11 protein-coding genes are annotated in these 15,901 nt (G+C 63.9%); 4 read left to right on the plus strand and 7 right to left on the minus strand.

Features of this window, described 5'->3' with window-relative positions; translation table 11 throughout:
• Positions 1-36: 36 nt before the first annotated feature.
• Complete coding sequence (locus GC148_RS08765; RefSeq protein ID WP_291070297.1) at positions 37-1,011, plus strand: cyclase family protein; 975 nt, start codon at positions 37-39, stop codon at positions 1,009-1,011.
• 6 nt (positions 1,012-1,017) lie between these two features.
• Here the strand turns inward: GC148_RS08765 and GC148_RS08770 are convergent, their stop codons facing one another.
• The 3 genes from GC148_RS08770 to GC148_RS08780 all read right to left on the minus strand — a co-directional run bounded on the left by GC148_RS08770 (position 1,018) and on the right by GC148_RS08780 (position 5,937).
• Positions 1,018-2,349: a carotenoid oxygenase family protein gene (locus GC148_RS08770; RefSeq protein WP_291070298.1), complete on the minus strand. Its 1,332-nt coding sequence runs from the start codon at positions 2,347-2,349 to the stop codon at positions 1,018-1,020.
• 93 nt (positions 2,350-2,442) lie between these two features.
• Entirely contained in the window at positions 2,443-3,333 is an 891-nt protein-coding gene (locus GC148_RS08775; protein ID WP_291070299.1) for an alpha/beta hydrolase, read from the minus strand.
• Positions 3,334-3,453: 120 nt separating this feature from the next.
• Entirely contained in the window at positions 3,454-5,937 is a 2,484-nt protein-coding gene (locus GC148_RS08780; RefSeq protein ID WP_291070300.1) for a TonB-dependent receptor, read from the minus strand.
• A 177-nt stretch (positions 5,938-6,114) separates the two neighbouring features.
• Between GC148_RS08780 and GC148_RS08785 the strand changes: the two genes are divergently transcribed.
• A complete protein-coding gene (locus GC148_RS08785; RefSeq protein WP_366063525.1) occupies positions 6,115-6,924 on the plus strand; it encodes an SDR family oxidoreductase in 810 nt (269 codons plus the stop codon).
• Here the strand turns inward: GC148_RS08785 and GC148_RS08790 are convergent.
• Together GC148_RS08790 and GC148_RS08795 are read right to left on the minus strand one after the other, a co-directional pair.
• Positions 6,921-9,332, minus strand: a complete 2,412-nt coding sequence (locus GC148_RS08790; protein ID WP_291070302.1) for a hypothetical protein — start codon at positions 9,330-9,332, stop codon at positions 6,921-6,923. The two genes, GC148_RS08785 and GC148_RS08790, sit on opposite strands and share 4 nt — an antisense overlap.
• A 143-nt stretch (positions 9,333-9,475) precedes the next feature.
• A complete protein-coding gene (locus tag GC148_RS08795; RefSeq protein ID WP_291070303.1) occupies positions 9,476-10,798 on the minus strand; it encodes a hypothetical protein in 1,323 nt (440 codons plus the stop codon).
• 269 nt (positions 10,799-11,067) lie between these two features.
• Between GC148_RS08795 and GC148_RS08800 the strand changes: the two genes are divergently transcribed.
• Complete coding sequence (locus tag GC148_RS08800) at positions 11,068-12,765, plus strand: acyl-CoA dehydrogenase family protein (protein WP_291070304.1); 1,698 nt, start codon at positions 11,068-11,070, stop codon at positions 12,763-12,765.
• A 91-nt stretch (positions 12,766-12,856) separates the two neighbouring features.
• Positions 12,857-14,494, plus strand: coding sequence for a DUF389 domain-containing protein (locus GC148_RS08805; protein WP_291070305.1), 1,638 nt, complete (start codon positions 12,857-12,859; stop codon positions 14,492-14,494).
• Here the strand turns inward: GC148_RS08805 and GC148_RS08810 are convergent.
• Both GC148_RS08810 and hisI read right to left on the minus strand, forming a co-directional pair.
• Positions 14,491-15,372: an N-acyl homoserine lactonase family protein gene (locus tag GC148_RS08810; protein WP_291070306.1), complete on the minus strand. Its 882-nt coding sequence runs from the start codon at positions 15,370-15,372 to the stop codon at positions 14,491-14,493. The two genes, GC148_RS08805 and GC148_RS08810, sit on opposite strands and share 4 nt — an antisense overlap.
• 35 nt (positions 15,373-15,407) lie before the next feature.
• A complete protein-coding gene (hisI, locus tag GC148_RS08815; RefSeq protein WP_291070307.1) occupies positions 15,408-15,809 on the minus strand; it encodes a phosphoribosyl-AMP cyclohydrolase in 402 nt (133 codons plus the stop codon).
• Positions 15,810-15,901 lie beyond the last annotated feature (92 nt).

The raw sequence follows: 15,901 nt of genomic DNA on the forward strand, positions 1-15,901 counted from the left end.
GGGCTAGGCTCTTCCCAAAACAAATGGGAGGAACACATGAAACGCATCCTGATCGCGACCAGCGTGCTGCTGGCTGCCTGCAGCAGCCTGTCCAGCGGCGTGGCGGAGCCGCTCGCCGAAACGGCGAAAACCGAGATCAAGTCCGACGGCTGGTACCCGTCGCGCTATGGCGCCGACGACCGGCTGGGCGCCATGAACAACCTATCGGCAGCGAAAACAGCCGAAGCGGCCAAGCTGATCACCACCGGCAAGACCTACGCGCTCGGCCAGGTGACCGGCGCAAAGACGCCGGCCTACGGGCCGCGCAAGTTCAGCATGACCATCCTTCAGCTGTCGGATGGTTCGGGCACGCCACTTGGCGAGAACAAGGCCGTTGGCAATGACGACCTTGTGAACACCTATATCGGCATCGGCAGCCAGATCGACGGTCTCGGCCATATGGGCATCGACCACCGCTATTATAACGGCGTTCCGGTTTCGGAATTCGTCACCACCGGGGGCCTCACCCAGTATGGCACGCATACCCTGCCGCCGGTCGCCACCCGAGGCGTGCTGCTGGACATGACCAAGACGTTCGGCGATCCGGTTGCTCCGGGTACGGCGTTCAATCGCGCCGAGATCGAAGCCGCCGCAAAGGCCGCCGGCGTCAGCATCGGCGAGGGCGATATTGTTCTCTTCCATACGGGCACGATGAAGGCGACCGAGAACGACGCCGAACTCGCGCCGGTCGAACCGGGTCTCGGGGTTGAAGGCGCGCAATACCTTGCCGATCTCGGCGTGGTGGCCATCGGTGCCGACACCTGGGCGCTGGAGGTCATCCCGTTCGAGAAGGAAGCCCGCCCCTTCGACGTGCACCTGACGCTGCTGGCCAAGAACGGCGTCTATATCCTGGAGAACATGGTGACGACCGAACTCGCCGCCGACGGCGTGACCGAATTCTTCTTCACGCTCGGCGCGCCCCGCCTTGAAGGCGCGGTCCAGGCCATCATCAATCCGGTGGCCATTCGCTGACGCCGGTCAGGTCTGCAGCGGCACCCAGCTTCCGTGCGCCCCGTAAGGCACGCGGCCCGGAAGGTGGACCGTTGCAACCGGCGGCGCGCTGAGGTTCTGCGCATCGAGGATCACGAATTTCGATTTTCCGCTGCCGGTGTCGTGGCAGATCACCATGACCCAGCCCTCATCCTCGCCGGCCCCGCCGGATACGAACACGGGCTCGCCCCCGCGCACGTTCTCGCCGAGGTCGTGAACGGCCCGCGCTCCGCTGCCGAGATCATACTTCAGCATCTGGGAGCCATAGATCGGTTCCTCCGAATTGCCTTCGCCCGCCAGCGACATCAGGTATCCGTAGCGCGCCTTGAGGCCGACACGCGCCTCGTTCACGCGGCCGAAATCGCCCGGCTGGTCATCGACCTGCTCTTCGGCAATCGTGCCCTTGTCGAGATCGATCGTCCACTTCCACAGCCGTGCGACATTCGAATAGTCGTTTGAATCCGCGCCGAAGGCCGACACCATCTTCGAGACGTGCATGATGATGCGCCGTCCGTCCTCGTACGAATTGACGGTGTGGAACACATAGCAGGGCGGGATTTCTAACCAGCGCATATCGCGCGCCGTGCCGTTGCGCGGCATCACGCCGACGCGCGCGCCGGCCTTCGCATCAAACTTGAACGGCATGCCGCTCGCCAGCAGGGCAGGGTTGAACACCAGCGGCAGGTCCAGAAAGATCGCGTAATTCCGGGTGATGCTGAAATCATGCATCATCACCATGTTCGGAATGTCGATGCCCTCAACCTGTTTCAGCTCTCCGTCTGCGCCCACCCGGATGTAGTGCAGGTAGGGCGGCCGGAACGAGAAATACGAGAAGGCGAGCAGCTCGCCGGTCTCCGGGCACACTTTTGGATGGGCCGTCATCGAACAGGGCAGCTTTCCCTGATAGTTTTGGCAACCAACCGTATTCAGGTCCTGGTCGATCATCCAGGGCCAGGCGCTCTCATTGAGGCAGAGGATCTGCTTGCCATGCGCCAGCACATGCGTGTTGCCCGTGCCGCGCCGCAGGTCGCCGCGAACCGGCGGTGCCTTCGGCTCGGTAATACTCGGTGTCCGGACAAAGCGGTTGCGATACCATTCGGCCTTGCCGCCCTTCAGCCGGATGCCATGCACCATGCCGTCGCCTAAGAACCAGTGCGCCGAGCTTCCCGATTTCGGGTTCGGGCCGGTGCGGATATACGTGCCGTTCAATTCCGGCGGAATGCTGCCCTCAACCTCCAGCGCGCCGTCGGTGCGTTCGTCCTGAAGCGGCGCCCAGTTTCCCCTGAGGTGCCAGGGTAGTGCCAGACCGGTATCGGCCATCGCCTTCTATGCCTCCCGTTGCGCAGGGCCTCTGCCGGGCCCTGTCATGCAAGCGGAAACCTAGCGGCGGCGCCCATTGCTGACAAGGATCGCCTAGGCCCTAAGGAACGGCACGATGTCCGAGACCAGCGTGTCGGACATCCTGTCGGCCAGGTCGTGGCCCCATTTGGGATAGCGCTTGAACACGGCGCCGGGAATGCGCCGGGCGATGTCTTCGCCGGCGGCGGGGCGGACCAGAGGATCGTCCGCACCATGAAGGACCAGCGTCGGCGCAGTCACCTGGCCGAGCCGTTCATGCCAGCGCTTCTGGGCGACGACCGCGCCGTTCTGGCGCAGGATGCCGAAGGGGCGGTCGGAGCGGTGGAAGTCCTCGATGGCGCGGGCACGGATGATCTCCGCGCTGTTGCGCAGGTCAGGGTGCGAGCCGATGCCATGCTGGGCGACGACGGCGATCTCGCCGATGGCTTCAGCGGTGCGCACAGGGGGCAGGGCTGAAAGCGCCGCCATCGCTTCAGGGGTCGGCGGCGGCAGGGCGGGGTTGCCCGACGTCGTCATCATCGCCACGAGCTTGCGCACCTTGCGGGGATGGTCGAGCGCCATCAGCTGGCCGATCATGCCGCCCATCGACATGCCGATGATGTCAGCCTGTTCGATGCCGATCGCATCCAGAAGGCCGGCCGTGTCGGTGGCCATGTCGTCGAGTGTGTAGGGCACCAGTTTTGCCGTATCCTTGCCGGCCATCGCCGCCTGGATGATCTCCATCGCGCTCGGCGGTGTGAAACCGGCGATCTCGGTGGAGAGGCCGACGTCGCGGTTGTCGAACCAGATGACACGGAAGCCGGCATCGGCAATGCCGCGCTTGAGCGCTTCCGGCCAGCGCGTCATCTGCAGCGCGAAACCCATGATCAAAAGGACTGCGGGATCGTTCGGGCTGCCCATCGTGTCGTATTCGAGCTCGATGCCATTGGTTTTGGCGCGTGCCATGGGCGTGATCCTTTGCCGGTTGCGGGCTGACAGTAGGGGCGTGGGGGCCGCGATCAAGCGGCAACAAAAAACGCCGCCTCCCGGAGGAGGCGGCGCTGGTTCTGGATCAGGCAGATCCGATCAGAAGGTCACGGACGCTTTCATGTACACGAAGCGGCCCGAGCTGCCGTACGGGATGTAGCCCGAGAACGGCGTGTTGCCGGTGCCGTTCTGAGCGGCCGGTGCCGGATCGCCATACTCGTCGAACAGGTTGTCCGCGCCGAGCGACAGGGTCACCATGTCGTTCCAGGTGTAGCGGGCTTCGAGATCGACCAGCGTGTTCGGGCTGATCGTGTAGTCGTTCGCCGGGTTGGAGCTCGGCACGAGCACTTCGCCGTAGCGGATTGCACGAACCGTGGCGCCGAAGGGGCCGTGTTCCCAATCCAGCGAGCCGGTGAACTTGTCAGCCGGGGTGCCTTCTTCGAACGTCTTGATGTTGACGCGGCCGAAGAGTTCCGGTGCCGGCGACAGGGCCGTCAGCGTCGGAATGGCAGGAATGGCGGTGACGTCGGTGCTGTTGAAGTTAGCACCGGCGGTCACGTTGAACGTGCCGTAGGCGGTTTCCGGGAAGGCGTAGTTGGTCACGATGTCCACACCGGTGGTTTCGGTATCCACACCGTTCAGGAAGAAGCGGCCGCCGCCCGAGCCGATGAAGCCCTGACCTTGCAGGTAGGCGCGGACGTTCGCCTGGGTCAGGTTTTCCGACAGCACGACGCGGTCTGTAACGTCGATGCGGTAGGCGTCGATCGTCACGTTCAGGCCACCTGCCCGCAGCACGGCGCCGATCGAGTAGTTAACCGAGGTTTCAGCATCAAGCGGTTTGGCGCCGAGGGCGATCGCGACCGGGTCGGTAACCGGGAAGGTCGTGATGTCGAACGGCACGCCGTTGATGAAGTTGGTCGACGTCGTGGCGAAGTATTGCTGCTGCAGCGACGGAGCGCGGAAGCCGTTCTGGATCGAACCGCGAAGCGCGAACATGTCGTTGAAGTCATAACGGGCGGCAAGCTTTCCGGTGACCGTTTCGCCGAAGTCGGAATAGGACTCGCCGCGGATGGCACCCGCCACCAGCAGCTTGTCGGTCAGGTTGGCTTCGAGGTCGAGATAGACGCCGACAGCCGTGCGGTCTTCGTCCACTTCGTTGGCCGGACGGAAGCCCGGGAAGACCTGTGCGCCGGAAGCCGTTGGGGCGCCGTTCAGCAGAACGCCGCCGTTGCGGTAAGAGTCCGGCTCGCCGGCGAAGATTTCGTACGTGTCCTGACGGGCTTCAACGCCCCAGGCCACGTTGAGGTCGGAGGCAAGGCCATCGACCGCGAAGCCTTTAGAAGCCGAGAGGTTGGCCGTGAGCTGACCATTCCGGAAGCCACCGGCATCAAACACCGTTTTAGACGTCGGACCGATCGAACGGTTGAGCGTGTTCTTGATGGTGAATTCCATCTCGTTCGAACCGTAAACGAGCGAGGCGTCCATGTCCCAGCCTGCCCAGTCGAAGCGCGCGCCGCCGGCAACTGCATAGTCGGTCGTGGTCGGTGCGATCAGCGGCAGGAAGCCGTTCGGGTAGATTTCGATGACGTTGCGTGCGTCCAGGGCGCGACGGTAGAAGCCGGCCGATACGGTGTCGCGGTCCTGATAGCTGGCCCAGCCATAAAGTTCGACGCCGTTGGCGAGGTCATAGCCGGCATTGGCGAAGACCGTGAACTGCTCGAGTTCCGGCTCGCCGGTCCAGGCGTTGAAGCGGTTGATCACGGCTTCAGCGTCCGGCTGGCTGCCCGGATAGTTCGGGCGGGTGTCGAAACCGGAACGCTCCGAGTGCTGCTGGTCCTTGTACTCTGCCGAAACGGTCAGGAAGCCGGCGTCGCCGAGGGCGAGGCCTTTCCAGCCGGACAGGGTGAGGACGTGACCATCGGAACGCTCACGCGTCACGGTGGCGCCGGGGTTGGGAACGCCGGGCGCGGTCGGGGCGTTGACCGGAACGGTGTATTCAGTTTCGCGCCAGCCATAGCTGACGGCTGCGCCGCCGCCCGAGGAGGCTTCTTTCAGGCGCACGTTGATCACGCCAGCGATGGCGTCCGAACCGTAGAGGGCCGACGCACCGTCGCGCAGGACTTCGATGCCGCCGACGGCATCGGTCGGGATGGTGTTCATGTCGACCGCCGACGAGCCGCGGCCGATCGAGCCGTTGACGTTGACGAGCGAGGCGGTGTGGCGGCGCTTGCCGTTCACGAGGACCAGCGTCTGGTCAGGCGACAGGCCGCGCAGCGTGGCCGGGCGAACCGAGTCGGTGCCGTCGTTGAGGGCAGGGCGCGGGAAGTTGAAGGAAGGCAGGTTGACCGAAAGGGCCTGGTTCAGTTCACCGATACCGATGTTCTGGATCGCGTCGGCAGAGATGACGTCAACCGGCGCAGCCGTGTCGAGTGCGGTCCGGTTCGCAACGCGCGTACCGATCGTGACAACCGTGTCGAGGGTCTTGGCTTCTTCCGTGGTGTCTTCCTGTGCCCAGGCGGTTGAGGCCCCGGCCGTGATGGCTATGCTCGCCACGGCGGCGAGAAGGATTTTCTTGAACTGCATGCTATCCGCTCCGTTGGATTTGAATATGTGGCAACGACGTTGCGTTGTGTTTCCCCTACAGGACCGTAAGGTGTGGATGTGCGGCGGAGCAACAACCCAGTCACGCTCAAGCCACACTTAAGTTCGGCTTTTGTTGCATTTCGGTCACATTTTCGCACGGGAGGTGAACTTTTGGCCCTGAAACGTCGACTCTGTCTGATCACCGGCGCCTCTGCGGGCATCGGCGCCGAATTCGCCCGGCAGTATGCCGCGCTGGGCTGGAACCTGGTTTTGACGGCCCGGCGAGCGGACCGGCTGGAAGCGCTCGCGGCGGAACTTCGCGCCGAGCATGGGGTCGAAGTGACGGTGATGGCGGAGGATCTTGCAGATCCCGGCGCGCCGGCGCGGATCGTGGCTGCGCTTGCGGGTCGGGCCCTGGAGGTCGATGCGCTGGTTAACAATGCCGGATATGGTCTGCCGGGCACGTTCTTTTCGACGAAGTGGGAAGATCAGGCGGCATTCCTTCAGGTTCTGTACACGGCGCCGGTCGAACTGACCCATCGGTTGTTGCCCGGCATGGCGGCGCGCCGGTTCGGGCGGATCATCAATGTGGCGTCGCTGGCCGGCTATGCGCCCGGCAGCGCTGGACATACGTTGTATGCCAGCGTGAAGACCGGAATGATCAAGTTCTCGGAGAGCATCAACGCCGAATGCTCCGCCCTCGGACAAACAGACATCCACTGCTGCGCGCTGTGCCCGGGCTTCACCTGGAGTGAATTCCACGACGTGAACGGCACGCGCAGCGAGACGGACAAAATGCCGAAATGGATGTGGATGGAGGCAGCGCCCGTGGTGAAGGCCGGTATCGACGCGGTCAACCGTGGCCAGCCGGTGATTGTGCCGGGACTTGCGAACAAGGTCCTTGCCACCCTAACGCGCCTGCTGCCCGAGCCGATGGTCCGCGCGATCGCCGGCAGCCAGTCCTCCCGCTATCGGCGGATGGACTAGGCGTCTTCGCTGTCGCCGCCCTCAACGGCGGAGCCCAGTACTTGAAGCAGGGCATCGCGCGCAGCCGCCGCCCTGACCCTGGACTTGGATGCTTCCGTCGCCGCGGCTTGTTCGGCGAGATGAAGCGCCAGCCGATAAGTCGACGCGCCGACGCCATAGATCGGATATTTGATGCCGTTGAGTGCCATGGCCTCGAGAGCGGCGTAGGCGTGCACCCGCATCTCGTCCTGTCCTTGGCGTAGCCGCCGCCATTCAAGACTGAAGACGCCCGGAATCTCCTCTCGCCATACGGCGTCAGCTTCCACCTGATCAGGCTTCAGCACGCTGGCGGCCAACAACAGCACGGCATTGCGTGTCCTCAGCATACCGATCAGTTTGAACGCCTGCATGTGCGCATAGGCAAATTCCGGGCGGTTGCAGGTTTCGATCATCAGGCTGGCAAGGCGTCCGAGTTCGAGATTCGAGAAATCGCGAGGCGTGGACTGCGCGGATTTCACGACATCTTCGAAATTCTGCTTTTCGACGAAGATGACATCATCCTTTGCCGAAGCGATTTTCAGGTGGAGCCAGCGGTCAGCAAGCTGGCCGACCTGGTTGCGCGGGTTGCCGGCGAGGAGACCGAACTTGCGAATCATCCAGCGCGCCCCGGCTTGCAGGTCGGGGCGGGGGTCGCGAACCAGTTCGTTGAGCCGGTTGCGGTCATACGGCCAAGGCATGCCCGCCATGCGCTGCTCGGTGACATGGTGCTCGACGCGGGCAAGGAAACTGGGCTTGGCTGTGAAATAGCCGTGTTTTCCCAGATCGATCACGGGGTTTTTCGCCTGTTCCTTCGGAGGTAACTGCGCCCACTTCTCGAAGTCGGCCTTGCTGGCCTTGATCATGCCGGTTTCGAAGAAATCTTCCTCCGAGATCGGATCCAGCACATCCAGCTGGCCGGAATCGTAAAGCTTCCGCTGGGTGTGGTTGCGCTGGAAAATGGCGATGGCCTGGAACAGGGCGGCCATCACCACGAAATCGACCAGCACGCGCGACCCGAACATCAGGTGTTGGGCGACCTCCCGGTGCTCCGGGTTCTGCATGATGGTCGGCTCGGCTTTGAGGCCGTAGATCTCGACCCAATCGACGAGCGGAACGGCCTTGAGCAGTTCGAGCCCGAAAAAGCCGATCCAGTCATCGTAGCGACCCTGTTGCCCATTCGCGAGGCATCGGGGATTGTCCAGCGTGGACAAATCCTGAAGGCAGAAGGCGCCCGTCATTTCGTTGAGCTGGAACAGGGTAAGCGGCACGAGGACGAACAGGAAGGCGTAGCTGAGCAGCGCTTCGTCACGCAGGTCGTTCGAGAAGCCGATATGGATGTCCTTGCTTTTGGTTGTTCGCAGGCGAGATGCGGTTTCCCGGTCGCCCTCGACCCAGCTCCAGCGGCGGCCAACTGAAAGCGCAAACAGGAAGGCCATCGCGATCGGGATCAATCCCCAGGGCTGGGGCAGGGCATAGCCGAGCAGGGTCAGCGGCGTCATCACGCCGATGATCAGCGCATGGTGCCAGCCGAGACCATGGCGCCCGTCCGGTGCCTGGATCGCGCCGGTCAGGGGCGAAATGATCCGCACAAGGATGGAATCGATCCAGCTGACCAGGGTCGTCAGGGATGTGGCCGGTCCGAAGGCCGCTGCCTTGGTCGTCATGTCGCGCTCCTGAAACAGGTTCAGGCCGCGCGTGACCGATGAGAGCACGATGAAGAAGACGAAGGCAAACATGACGAAGAGGGTGGCGATGAGGCCCATGTTGGGCCCCAGCGCCTCGAAGGCGTCATGCGCGGCGGCCCAGGCAAGTGAAACGATCAGGACCATCGTGAAGGCGCCGAACAGGAGCGATCCGCCCGAGATGGCGTCATTGCGCAGGATCGACTTTCCGGGGCGCGCTTGGGCCAGCAGGCGTTCAGTGTGGACGATGCCGGCAATCGCTGGTGCAAACGAAGCCCCGAGCAGGGCCATGAAGATTGCAAGCCGCCCGGGCAACTCGAGCTTCAGCACGCTCAGCGCGCCCGTCTTCGGCTGCAGCAACGCGAACAGGCAAAGCGCGAGCAGCGACACGAACATCCAGATCAGCAATTCGGACAGCATCATGCGGCGCCTTTCCGGAGAGGCCTTGCCGGTCTCGCTGCGCTGGTCCGCGCAGATACGGACCAGCCGCGCGCACTGGAACAGGAACCAGGCAGCCAGTCCGAAGCCGATGGCTGCCCAGGCGTCCGGACCGGCGGCGTCGGCGGGCACACGGATGGGCCAGCCGATCGCCAGGGCCAGCACCATTAAAAGCCCGGCCTCGAACGTGGCCAGCGCTGTCCAGTTCTTGAGTGTGACGTGCCGCCGCCAGTTTACGGCTTTGCCGCCTGCTTCCGTCGTCCCTGCCATGACCCGCCCCGGTTAAACTTTTGTTTACCATAGCGCAGGGTTGAAAAAGTTGAAGCTTAGATTCGTGCTTGGCGAGAACTATCCCGGCGCAAACAAAAAACGGCCCCTCCGGGGGAGGGGCCGCCTGAAATGGTGGGGGGCGTTCAGGCGCGGCGGCGGGCGTAGCGCTGGCGGATGCGGATCGGCTCGTCGTCCTCGGCCGGGGCGTCGCCGGTGCCGGTTTCGATCTCTTCGGCCTCGTCGGCGTCGGCATCCTCTTCGTCGAAGACGTCATCATCCGCATCGGCTTCGAATTCGTCTCCTTCGTCCGTGAAGTCGTCATCGACTTCTGCGTCGGCTTCGATGTCGTCTTCCTCATCGAGGAACGCGTCTTCGTCGCCGACTTCGTCCTCGGGATCCTCCGCGACATCGACCACGTCGTCCTCTTCGTCGACGATGTCGAATTCGGCGTCGTCTTCAAGCGTGTCGACTTCGTCCTCGATCATCACATCGTCTTCTTCGATCTCGGCCTCTGCGACATAGACGTCATCGTCTTCCAGCGCCTCTTCGTCGGGGTCTTCTTCGAGGGCAGAAGAGCTTGCAAAGCGGGCGCGGATCCGGTCAGCGGTCGGCGTGGCGTCTTCCGAGCGCCAGTCGCTGGCCCGGCGGCGGGCAATGACAGGTCCGTCCGTGGGCGGGGCATTGTCCGGGTGACGGCGTTCGACAAAGGCGGGCTGCGCTGTATCGACGATGACCGGGCGGTGGACTCGTGGCGGTTCGATCTCGTCTTCATCGATGTTCGTCGCGCCGAAGTAGAGGTTCCAGTATTTTGCAATCACGTCGCCGCGCTGATCCAGCTTGCGCAGACGGCGGCGTTCAGACCAGCGGGTGAGTTTCACGCCCTCGATCTGGAACTTGCGGGCAGCGCCCGCGGCCTGGCCGTATCCCGCATAGGTTTTCGGCGCGCCGCGGGCATGCTCGAACATCAGCTCGTTGGCGCCCTGAGCCTGGCTGCCGGCCCCGTCGGGCATCAGGTTGCGGAAGATATAGCTGAGCACCGGACCGTCGAGCTTGGAATACTCGATCATCCGTGTGCCTTCGATCTCGCCGTCCTGGTTGAGGCTATAGGCGGACAGGTTGAAGCCGAAGCCGGACGGGCGGATGCGCACGATGGTGAGGCGTTCGCTGCCGGCCGGGCCGCGTTCGGCTTGCAGCCAGGTGCCTTCTGTGTAGGCGCGGCCAAGCACCATGCGGCGCAAGAGGCCCAACTGGAAGACCAGCGGGAAGACCCATTCGGTCAGCATCAGCGAGCCGACGACCACAAGGGCGGCAATGCCGGCGACAGCGGCCCAGTAGACCGGGGTCAGGCCGCCGGTGGCGGTGGCGAGCATGTCCGAGGCGACCGGCCAGGCGCCGCACAGCACGGCGGCCACGAGCGCAGTGGCGGCAGTGTTCGAGATAAGCCTGAAACGTGAATAAGGGTGCATCCGTCCGGCGACTCCTTGAAGCGACATTGCGATGACAGGGGGAATAGGGCTTCTCGCACCAATTTTCTGTTAACTTTCTGATGGTTAATGAGTTCCTAATCAACCCGCAGCTGGTTAACGGGGCTTCAGGTTCGATTAACTTTTGCACTGACGCCGCGGCGGCCGGCTCCAGCGTTGTTGCGCCGCACAAATCGAGACTCGCCAGTTGCGGCGCGGGACTTATAATCAGTCGGGATCATACCGAACGAAAACACCGGAGGGAGCGGCTCATGGACGCCAGCGCAGTGCAGGACAAAACCGATGTCAGGATGACAGGCCTTACCGCCGCGATGGCCGATGCCGTCGCCGCCATCGAGACCTATGTCACAGCCGCGTCCCGCGCTGCCCGGGAAAGCCTTTCGCTGCCGAACGGCAAACCGGACCGCGCCGCGTTCGAACGCCACCAGCACCGGGCGCACGGCCTGTCCTGGGTCGCAACCTATCTGGAAACCCTTCGCCAGACCGCAGGCTGGGCCAAGCGGCTCGAAGCTGAAGGCCAGTTCGGCGAGGTCGAGGCGCTGCTCTGCCAGGTCCTGTTCGGCGAATATTGCGCCCAGCTGATCGGCGGCATTCCGATGAACCAGGGCGAGATGGTGCGCCCGGCGGATCTCGGCTGTTCGCAGGCGGACATGCAGCTCCTGTTCGCGCCCGCGATCCAGCGCTTCATCCTCGAAGGCAAGACGCCGGAAGTGATGGCCGCTGCGGCGACGTTCCTGCCGGACGCGCTGTCGCGCAACACGGTGGAGTTCACCGGTCTCGACGAGACGATGGAAATGGTGCGCGACCAGTTCGCGAAATTTGCAGCGACTCGGATCAAGCCGGTGGCACACAGCTGGCACCTCGCCAACGACTATATCCCGATGGAGGTCGTCAACGAGATGGCTGAGCTCGGCGTGTTCGGACTGACCATCCCGGAAGAGTTTGGCGGGCTCGGCATGGGCAAGACGGCGATGTGCGTCGTGTCCGAGGAATTGTCGCGCGGCTATATCGGCACCGGCTCACTCGGCACGCGCTCGGAGATTGCCGCCGAGCTGATCCTGATCGGCGGGACGCCGGAGCAGAAAGCGAAATGGCTGCCGGCGATCGCCTCGGGCGAGATCCTTCCGACGGCCGTGTTCACGGAGCCCAATACCGGCTCCGACCTCGGCTCGCTGCGGACACGCGCGGTAAAGTCCGCAGACGGAACGGAATATGTGGTGACCGGCAACAAGACCTGGATCACGCACCCGGTGCGGGCCGACCTGATGACGCTGCTGGCGCGGACAGATCCGGCCACGAAAAATTTCTCCGGTCTGTCGATGCTGCTCGCCGAGAAGCCGCGCGGCACCGATGCAGATCCGTTCCCGGCCGAAGGCATGACCGGCGGCGAGATCGAAGTGCTCGGCTACCGCGGCATGAAGGAGTACGAGATCGGTTTCGACGGGTTCAAGGTGAAGGCCGAGAACCTGCTGGGCGGCGTGGAAGGGCAGGGCTTCAAGCATCTGATGGCGACGTTCGAGAGCGCCCGCATCCAGACCGCCGCGCGGGCTGTCGGTGTGGCGCAGAACGCGTTCGAGATCGGTCTGCGTTACGCGCTCGACCGCAATCAGTTCGGCCAGCCGATCTTCAACTTCCCGCGCGTATCGAACAAGCTGGTGATGATGGCCGCCGAACTGATGGGCGTGCGTCAGCTGACCTATTATTCCGCGCGCCAGAAGGATGACGGCAAGCGCTGCGACCTCGAAGCCGGTATGGCAAAATTGCTGGCCGCGCGCGTGGCCTGGGCTGCGGCGGACAACAGCGTTCAGATCCATGGCGGTAACGGCTTTGCACTGGAATACCCCATCAGCCGCGTGCTGCAGGATGCGCGCATCCTCAACATCTTCGAAGGCGCCGGGGAAGTACAGGCCATGGTGATTGCCCGCCGGTTGATTGAAGGCGGCAACTGAAGCCAGCTGCCAGAGGATATGGTAAAGGTGCGCCGCGGCGCCGCGCCGGCCTGCGGGTTCGGCGCATCAACCGGTTTTCAGGAGACGCAACATGAGTACGACGGAAGAACGCCGCCGCACGCGTCTGCCTGAATGGCGGCGGCGCCTGAAGGTCGCGCGCTGGCGCGGCATCCGCCAGATCCATCACAATGAAGTGGTCGAGCACGTCCATGAAGAGGGCGCGCTTTCGGGCCGCTACATTTTCATGAACGTGATGTCATGCGGTATCGCGATCCTGGGCCTGCTATTGTCCTCACCGGCTGTGATCATCGGCGCGATGCTGATTTCGCCGCTGATGGGTCCGATCATGCTCATGGGTTTCTCGCTCGCAATTCTTGAACTCGCCGCCTTGCGTCAGGCAGTCGTGTCGCTGGCGGTCGGAACCCTCGTCTCGCTGGCTACAGCCTTCCTGATCGTATTCTTTTCTCCGCTCACGGAGATTACGACCGAGATCCTTTCCCGCGCCCGGCCGAATTTCTTCGATCTGATGGTCGCGGTCTTCTCAGGCCTTGCGGGCGGCTATGCCGTGATCCATCGAAAGGGCGAAACCATCGTCGGCGTGGCGATCGCAACGGCGCTGATGCCGCCCCTGGCGGTGACCGGCTTTGGTCTTGCCACGGCCCAGTTCCAGATCGCTGGCGGCGCCTTCTTCCTGTTCATGACCAACCTGCTGGCCATCGCGCTGATGGTTACGGTGCTGTCGCGCTTCTATGGCTTCGGCGAACGCCATAGCCCGCGTCATACGGCCTGGCAGAATGCTCTTATCGTCGGCGTATTCGTCGCGCTGTCGATTCCGCTCGGGCTGTCACTGCGCGACATTGCCTATGAGGCACGCGTTCGAGACGTGGCGCGCGACATGCTGCTGACGCCGTTCGACAGTTCCGAAGCGCGGGTCACCGACTTCGACGTCACCTTTCCGCGAAGCGGGCCGGCGCGGATCAATGTGCGGGCGACCGTGCTGACGCCGGTGCGCGTGCCGGACGCTGAACTCGGCCTGGCAGCGCAGTTGTCGGAGCGCTTCCGCAGGAAGGTGAATGTCGTGGTCGACCAGTTGCTCATCGATGACGACGTCAGTTCGGAAACGGCGCGGTTGGCAGCCGTTGCCGAGTCCTCCTTCGGAGCACCCATGCGGGCCCAGACGGCCCAGCTTGAAGCGATTGCGGCCGAGCGGCGCACGGAACGGGAGTTGCGCCTTGCGTTCCCGTATGAACTTGCCGGCGCGGACATCAATCCGCAGACGCGCCGCGCGGTGTTCTCGGCGGCGCCGACCGCCGGCGTGAGCTTGCCAGCCTACAAGCGACTGGAGGAAGGACTGGCGCGCAACTTCCCCGACTGGATGATCCGGGTGGATCCGCCGCGAAGCGAGATTCCGCCGATCGAATTTGCGCCCGACTCGGCGGCCCTTGGAGAAATCAGAACCCAGCTGGCAGCAGACCTTGCCTGGGGCCTGCAGCGTTGGGGCGTGACGCGCGTCGAGGTCGTCGCGGTCCTGCCGACGCCATCCGCCGCGCAGGGCTTCAACGAGGCAAGCCTCGGTCATCGCCGCGCGGAGGCCTTGGCCACGGAGCTGGAGAAGGCCGGTCTGGAGACCGGGATCGTCGGGGAATACCGTGCCAGCGGCAGTACGCCGGCCGACCGCGCCGCGGCCGTCCAGCGTACCAATCAGATATTCATCCGGCCTGCTGGCTAGCGGATCACGCCGCCGAGCGGCGCAATGTCGGCCGGTTCATGCTGGATGATCACTCTCGCGCCCAGCCTGTTGGCGCGTTCCTCGAAGGCCGCCATGGAGGCGCGCGTTTCCTCTTCGCTGTAATTGAAGCGCGGCACGCGCGACAGCGTGCGGCTTTCGCTGCGGTGATAGAGGTCGCCGGTCAAAAGGATCGGACCGGATTCCGGCATCATCAGCTGCAGCGAAGCGTGGCCGGGTGTGTGGCCGGGCGTCTCGAAGATTACGACCGATCCGTCGCCGAAGACGTCATATTCCTCCGGGATGATCTGGCGCTCCATCGGCTGGAACAGCGCATAGTTCGCAGCCAGCGACGGATCTCCCGGGGGCGAGCCGTCCGGCGGGAACATGGCGTCGTATTCTTTCTGGTTCACCAGCCAGGTGGCGCCCTGAACCTGATCGACCTGGCCGATATGGTCGAAGTGGTTGTGCGAGATCGACACGTAGTCGAGCTCCGACGGCACGATGCCGAGGTCAGCCAGCTGGTCCGTGATCGAGCGCTCCACCGAAACGGTGAAGACCTGCTGGGTGAACGGCGGCTGCCCGATCAGTGCGGTCGGCAGGCCGAGATCCCAGAGAAGGTGGCCTTTGGGATGGTTGATCAGGTAGCAGGTGTCGGTGAATTCGTCGGCCTGGCCCGCATAGTCCCCGCTGGACGAAAACACGTCGAGATCGGACACGCCGATCGTGCCGCAATCGAGAACGTTGACGGTAAGCGGCGCGGCCTCGGCAACTTCCGTCACTTCGGGCTCGGCAGCCGGGGCAGGAGTTTCTGTCTTCGGCGCACAGGCGGCAAGCAGCGCGGCGCTGGCCGCTGTCGTGAGAAGCAGGGTGAGGCGCATGGCGTTTCCTTTCCGTGTCTGGTCTGGCGGGAAGCCTAGTCCGCTTCGCCGTCTGCGGAAAGGGCGCGGCCATCGGCGCCGACGACCCGGTAGAAACAGCTGTCGCGGCCGGTATGGCAGGCGCCGCCCGTCTGGCGCACCTTCAACAGCACAGCGTCCTGGTCGCAATCGACGCGGACTTCGGCGACCTCTTGCGTATGGCCGGAGGTCTCACCCTTGACCCAGAGCGCGCCGCGTGAACGCGACCAGTAGGTCGCGCGCCCCGTGGCCAACGTTTGGCGCAGGGCCTCATAATTCATCCAGGCGAGCATCAGCACTTCGCCGGTTTCCGCATCCTGCGCGATGGCTGCGATCAGGCCACTGGCGTCGAATTTCGGACGCAGCTCAAGGGTTTCGTCCTGGGCGGAACCGGAGAGGGGAGGAGCAAAGTCTGTCATGCTGTTGAGGCGTAGGAGCGGCTTCCCGGCGGGTCAAGCGCCGCCGGGAGCGGCTGACAAGAACGGCGAAAGGGCGTTAAGGTCGCAATACA

This window comes from Hyphomonas sp., from assembly GCF_016125515.1.
Taxonomy (GTDB): Bacteria; Pseudomonadota; Alphaproteobacteria; order Caulobacterales; family Hyphomonadaceae; genus Hyphomonas.

What these genes read in the sequence shown, in the direction of transcription:
- GC148_RS08805 (WP_291070305.1), top strand. Translation starts at nt 12,857, where the DNA reads ATGAGTACGACGGAAGAACGCCGCCGCACGCGTCTGCCTGAATGGCGG.
- GC148_RS08810 (WP_291070306.1), bottom strand. Translation starts at nt 15,372, where the DNA reads ATGCGCCTCACCCTGCTTCTCACGACAGCGGCCAGCGCCGCGCTGCTT.
- GC148_RS08775 (WP_291070299.1), bottom strand. Translation starts at nt 3,333, where the DNA reads ATGGCACGCGCCAAAACCAATGGCATCGAGCTCGAATACGACACGATG.
- GC148_RS08790 (WP_291070302.1), bottom strand. Translation starts at nt 9,332, where the DNA reads ATGGCAGGGACGACGGAAGCAGGCGGCAAAGCCGTAAACTGGCGGCGG.
- hisI (WP_291070307.1), bottom strand. Translation starts at nt 15,809, where the DNA reads ATGACAGACTTTGCTCCTCCCCTCTCCGGTTCCGCCCAGGACGAAACC.
- GC148_RS08780 (WP_291070300.1), bottom strand. Translation starts at nt 5,937, where the DNA reads ATGCAGTTCAAGAAAATCCTTCTCGCCGCCGTGGCGAGCATAGCCATC.
- GC148_RS08770 (WP_291070298.1), bottom strand. Translation starts at nt 2,349, where the DNA reads ATGGCCGATACCGGTCTGGCACTACCCTGGCACCTCAGGGGAAACTGG.
- GC148_RS08800 (WP_291070304.1), top strand. Translation starts at nt 11,068, where the DNA reads ATGGACGCCAGCGCAGTGCAGGACAAAACCGATGTCAGGATGACAGGC.
- GC148_RS08765 (WP_291070297.1), top strand. Translation starts at nt 37, where the DNA reads ATGAAACGCATCCTGATCGCGACCAGCGTGCTGCTGGCTGCCTGCAGC.
- GC148_RS08795 (WP_291070303.1), bottom strand. Translation starts at nt 10,798, where the DNA reads ATGCACCCTTATTCACGTTTCAGGCTTATCTCGAACACTGCCGCCACT.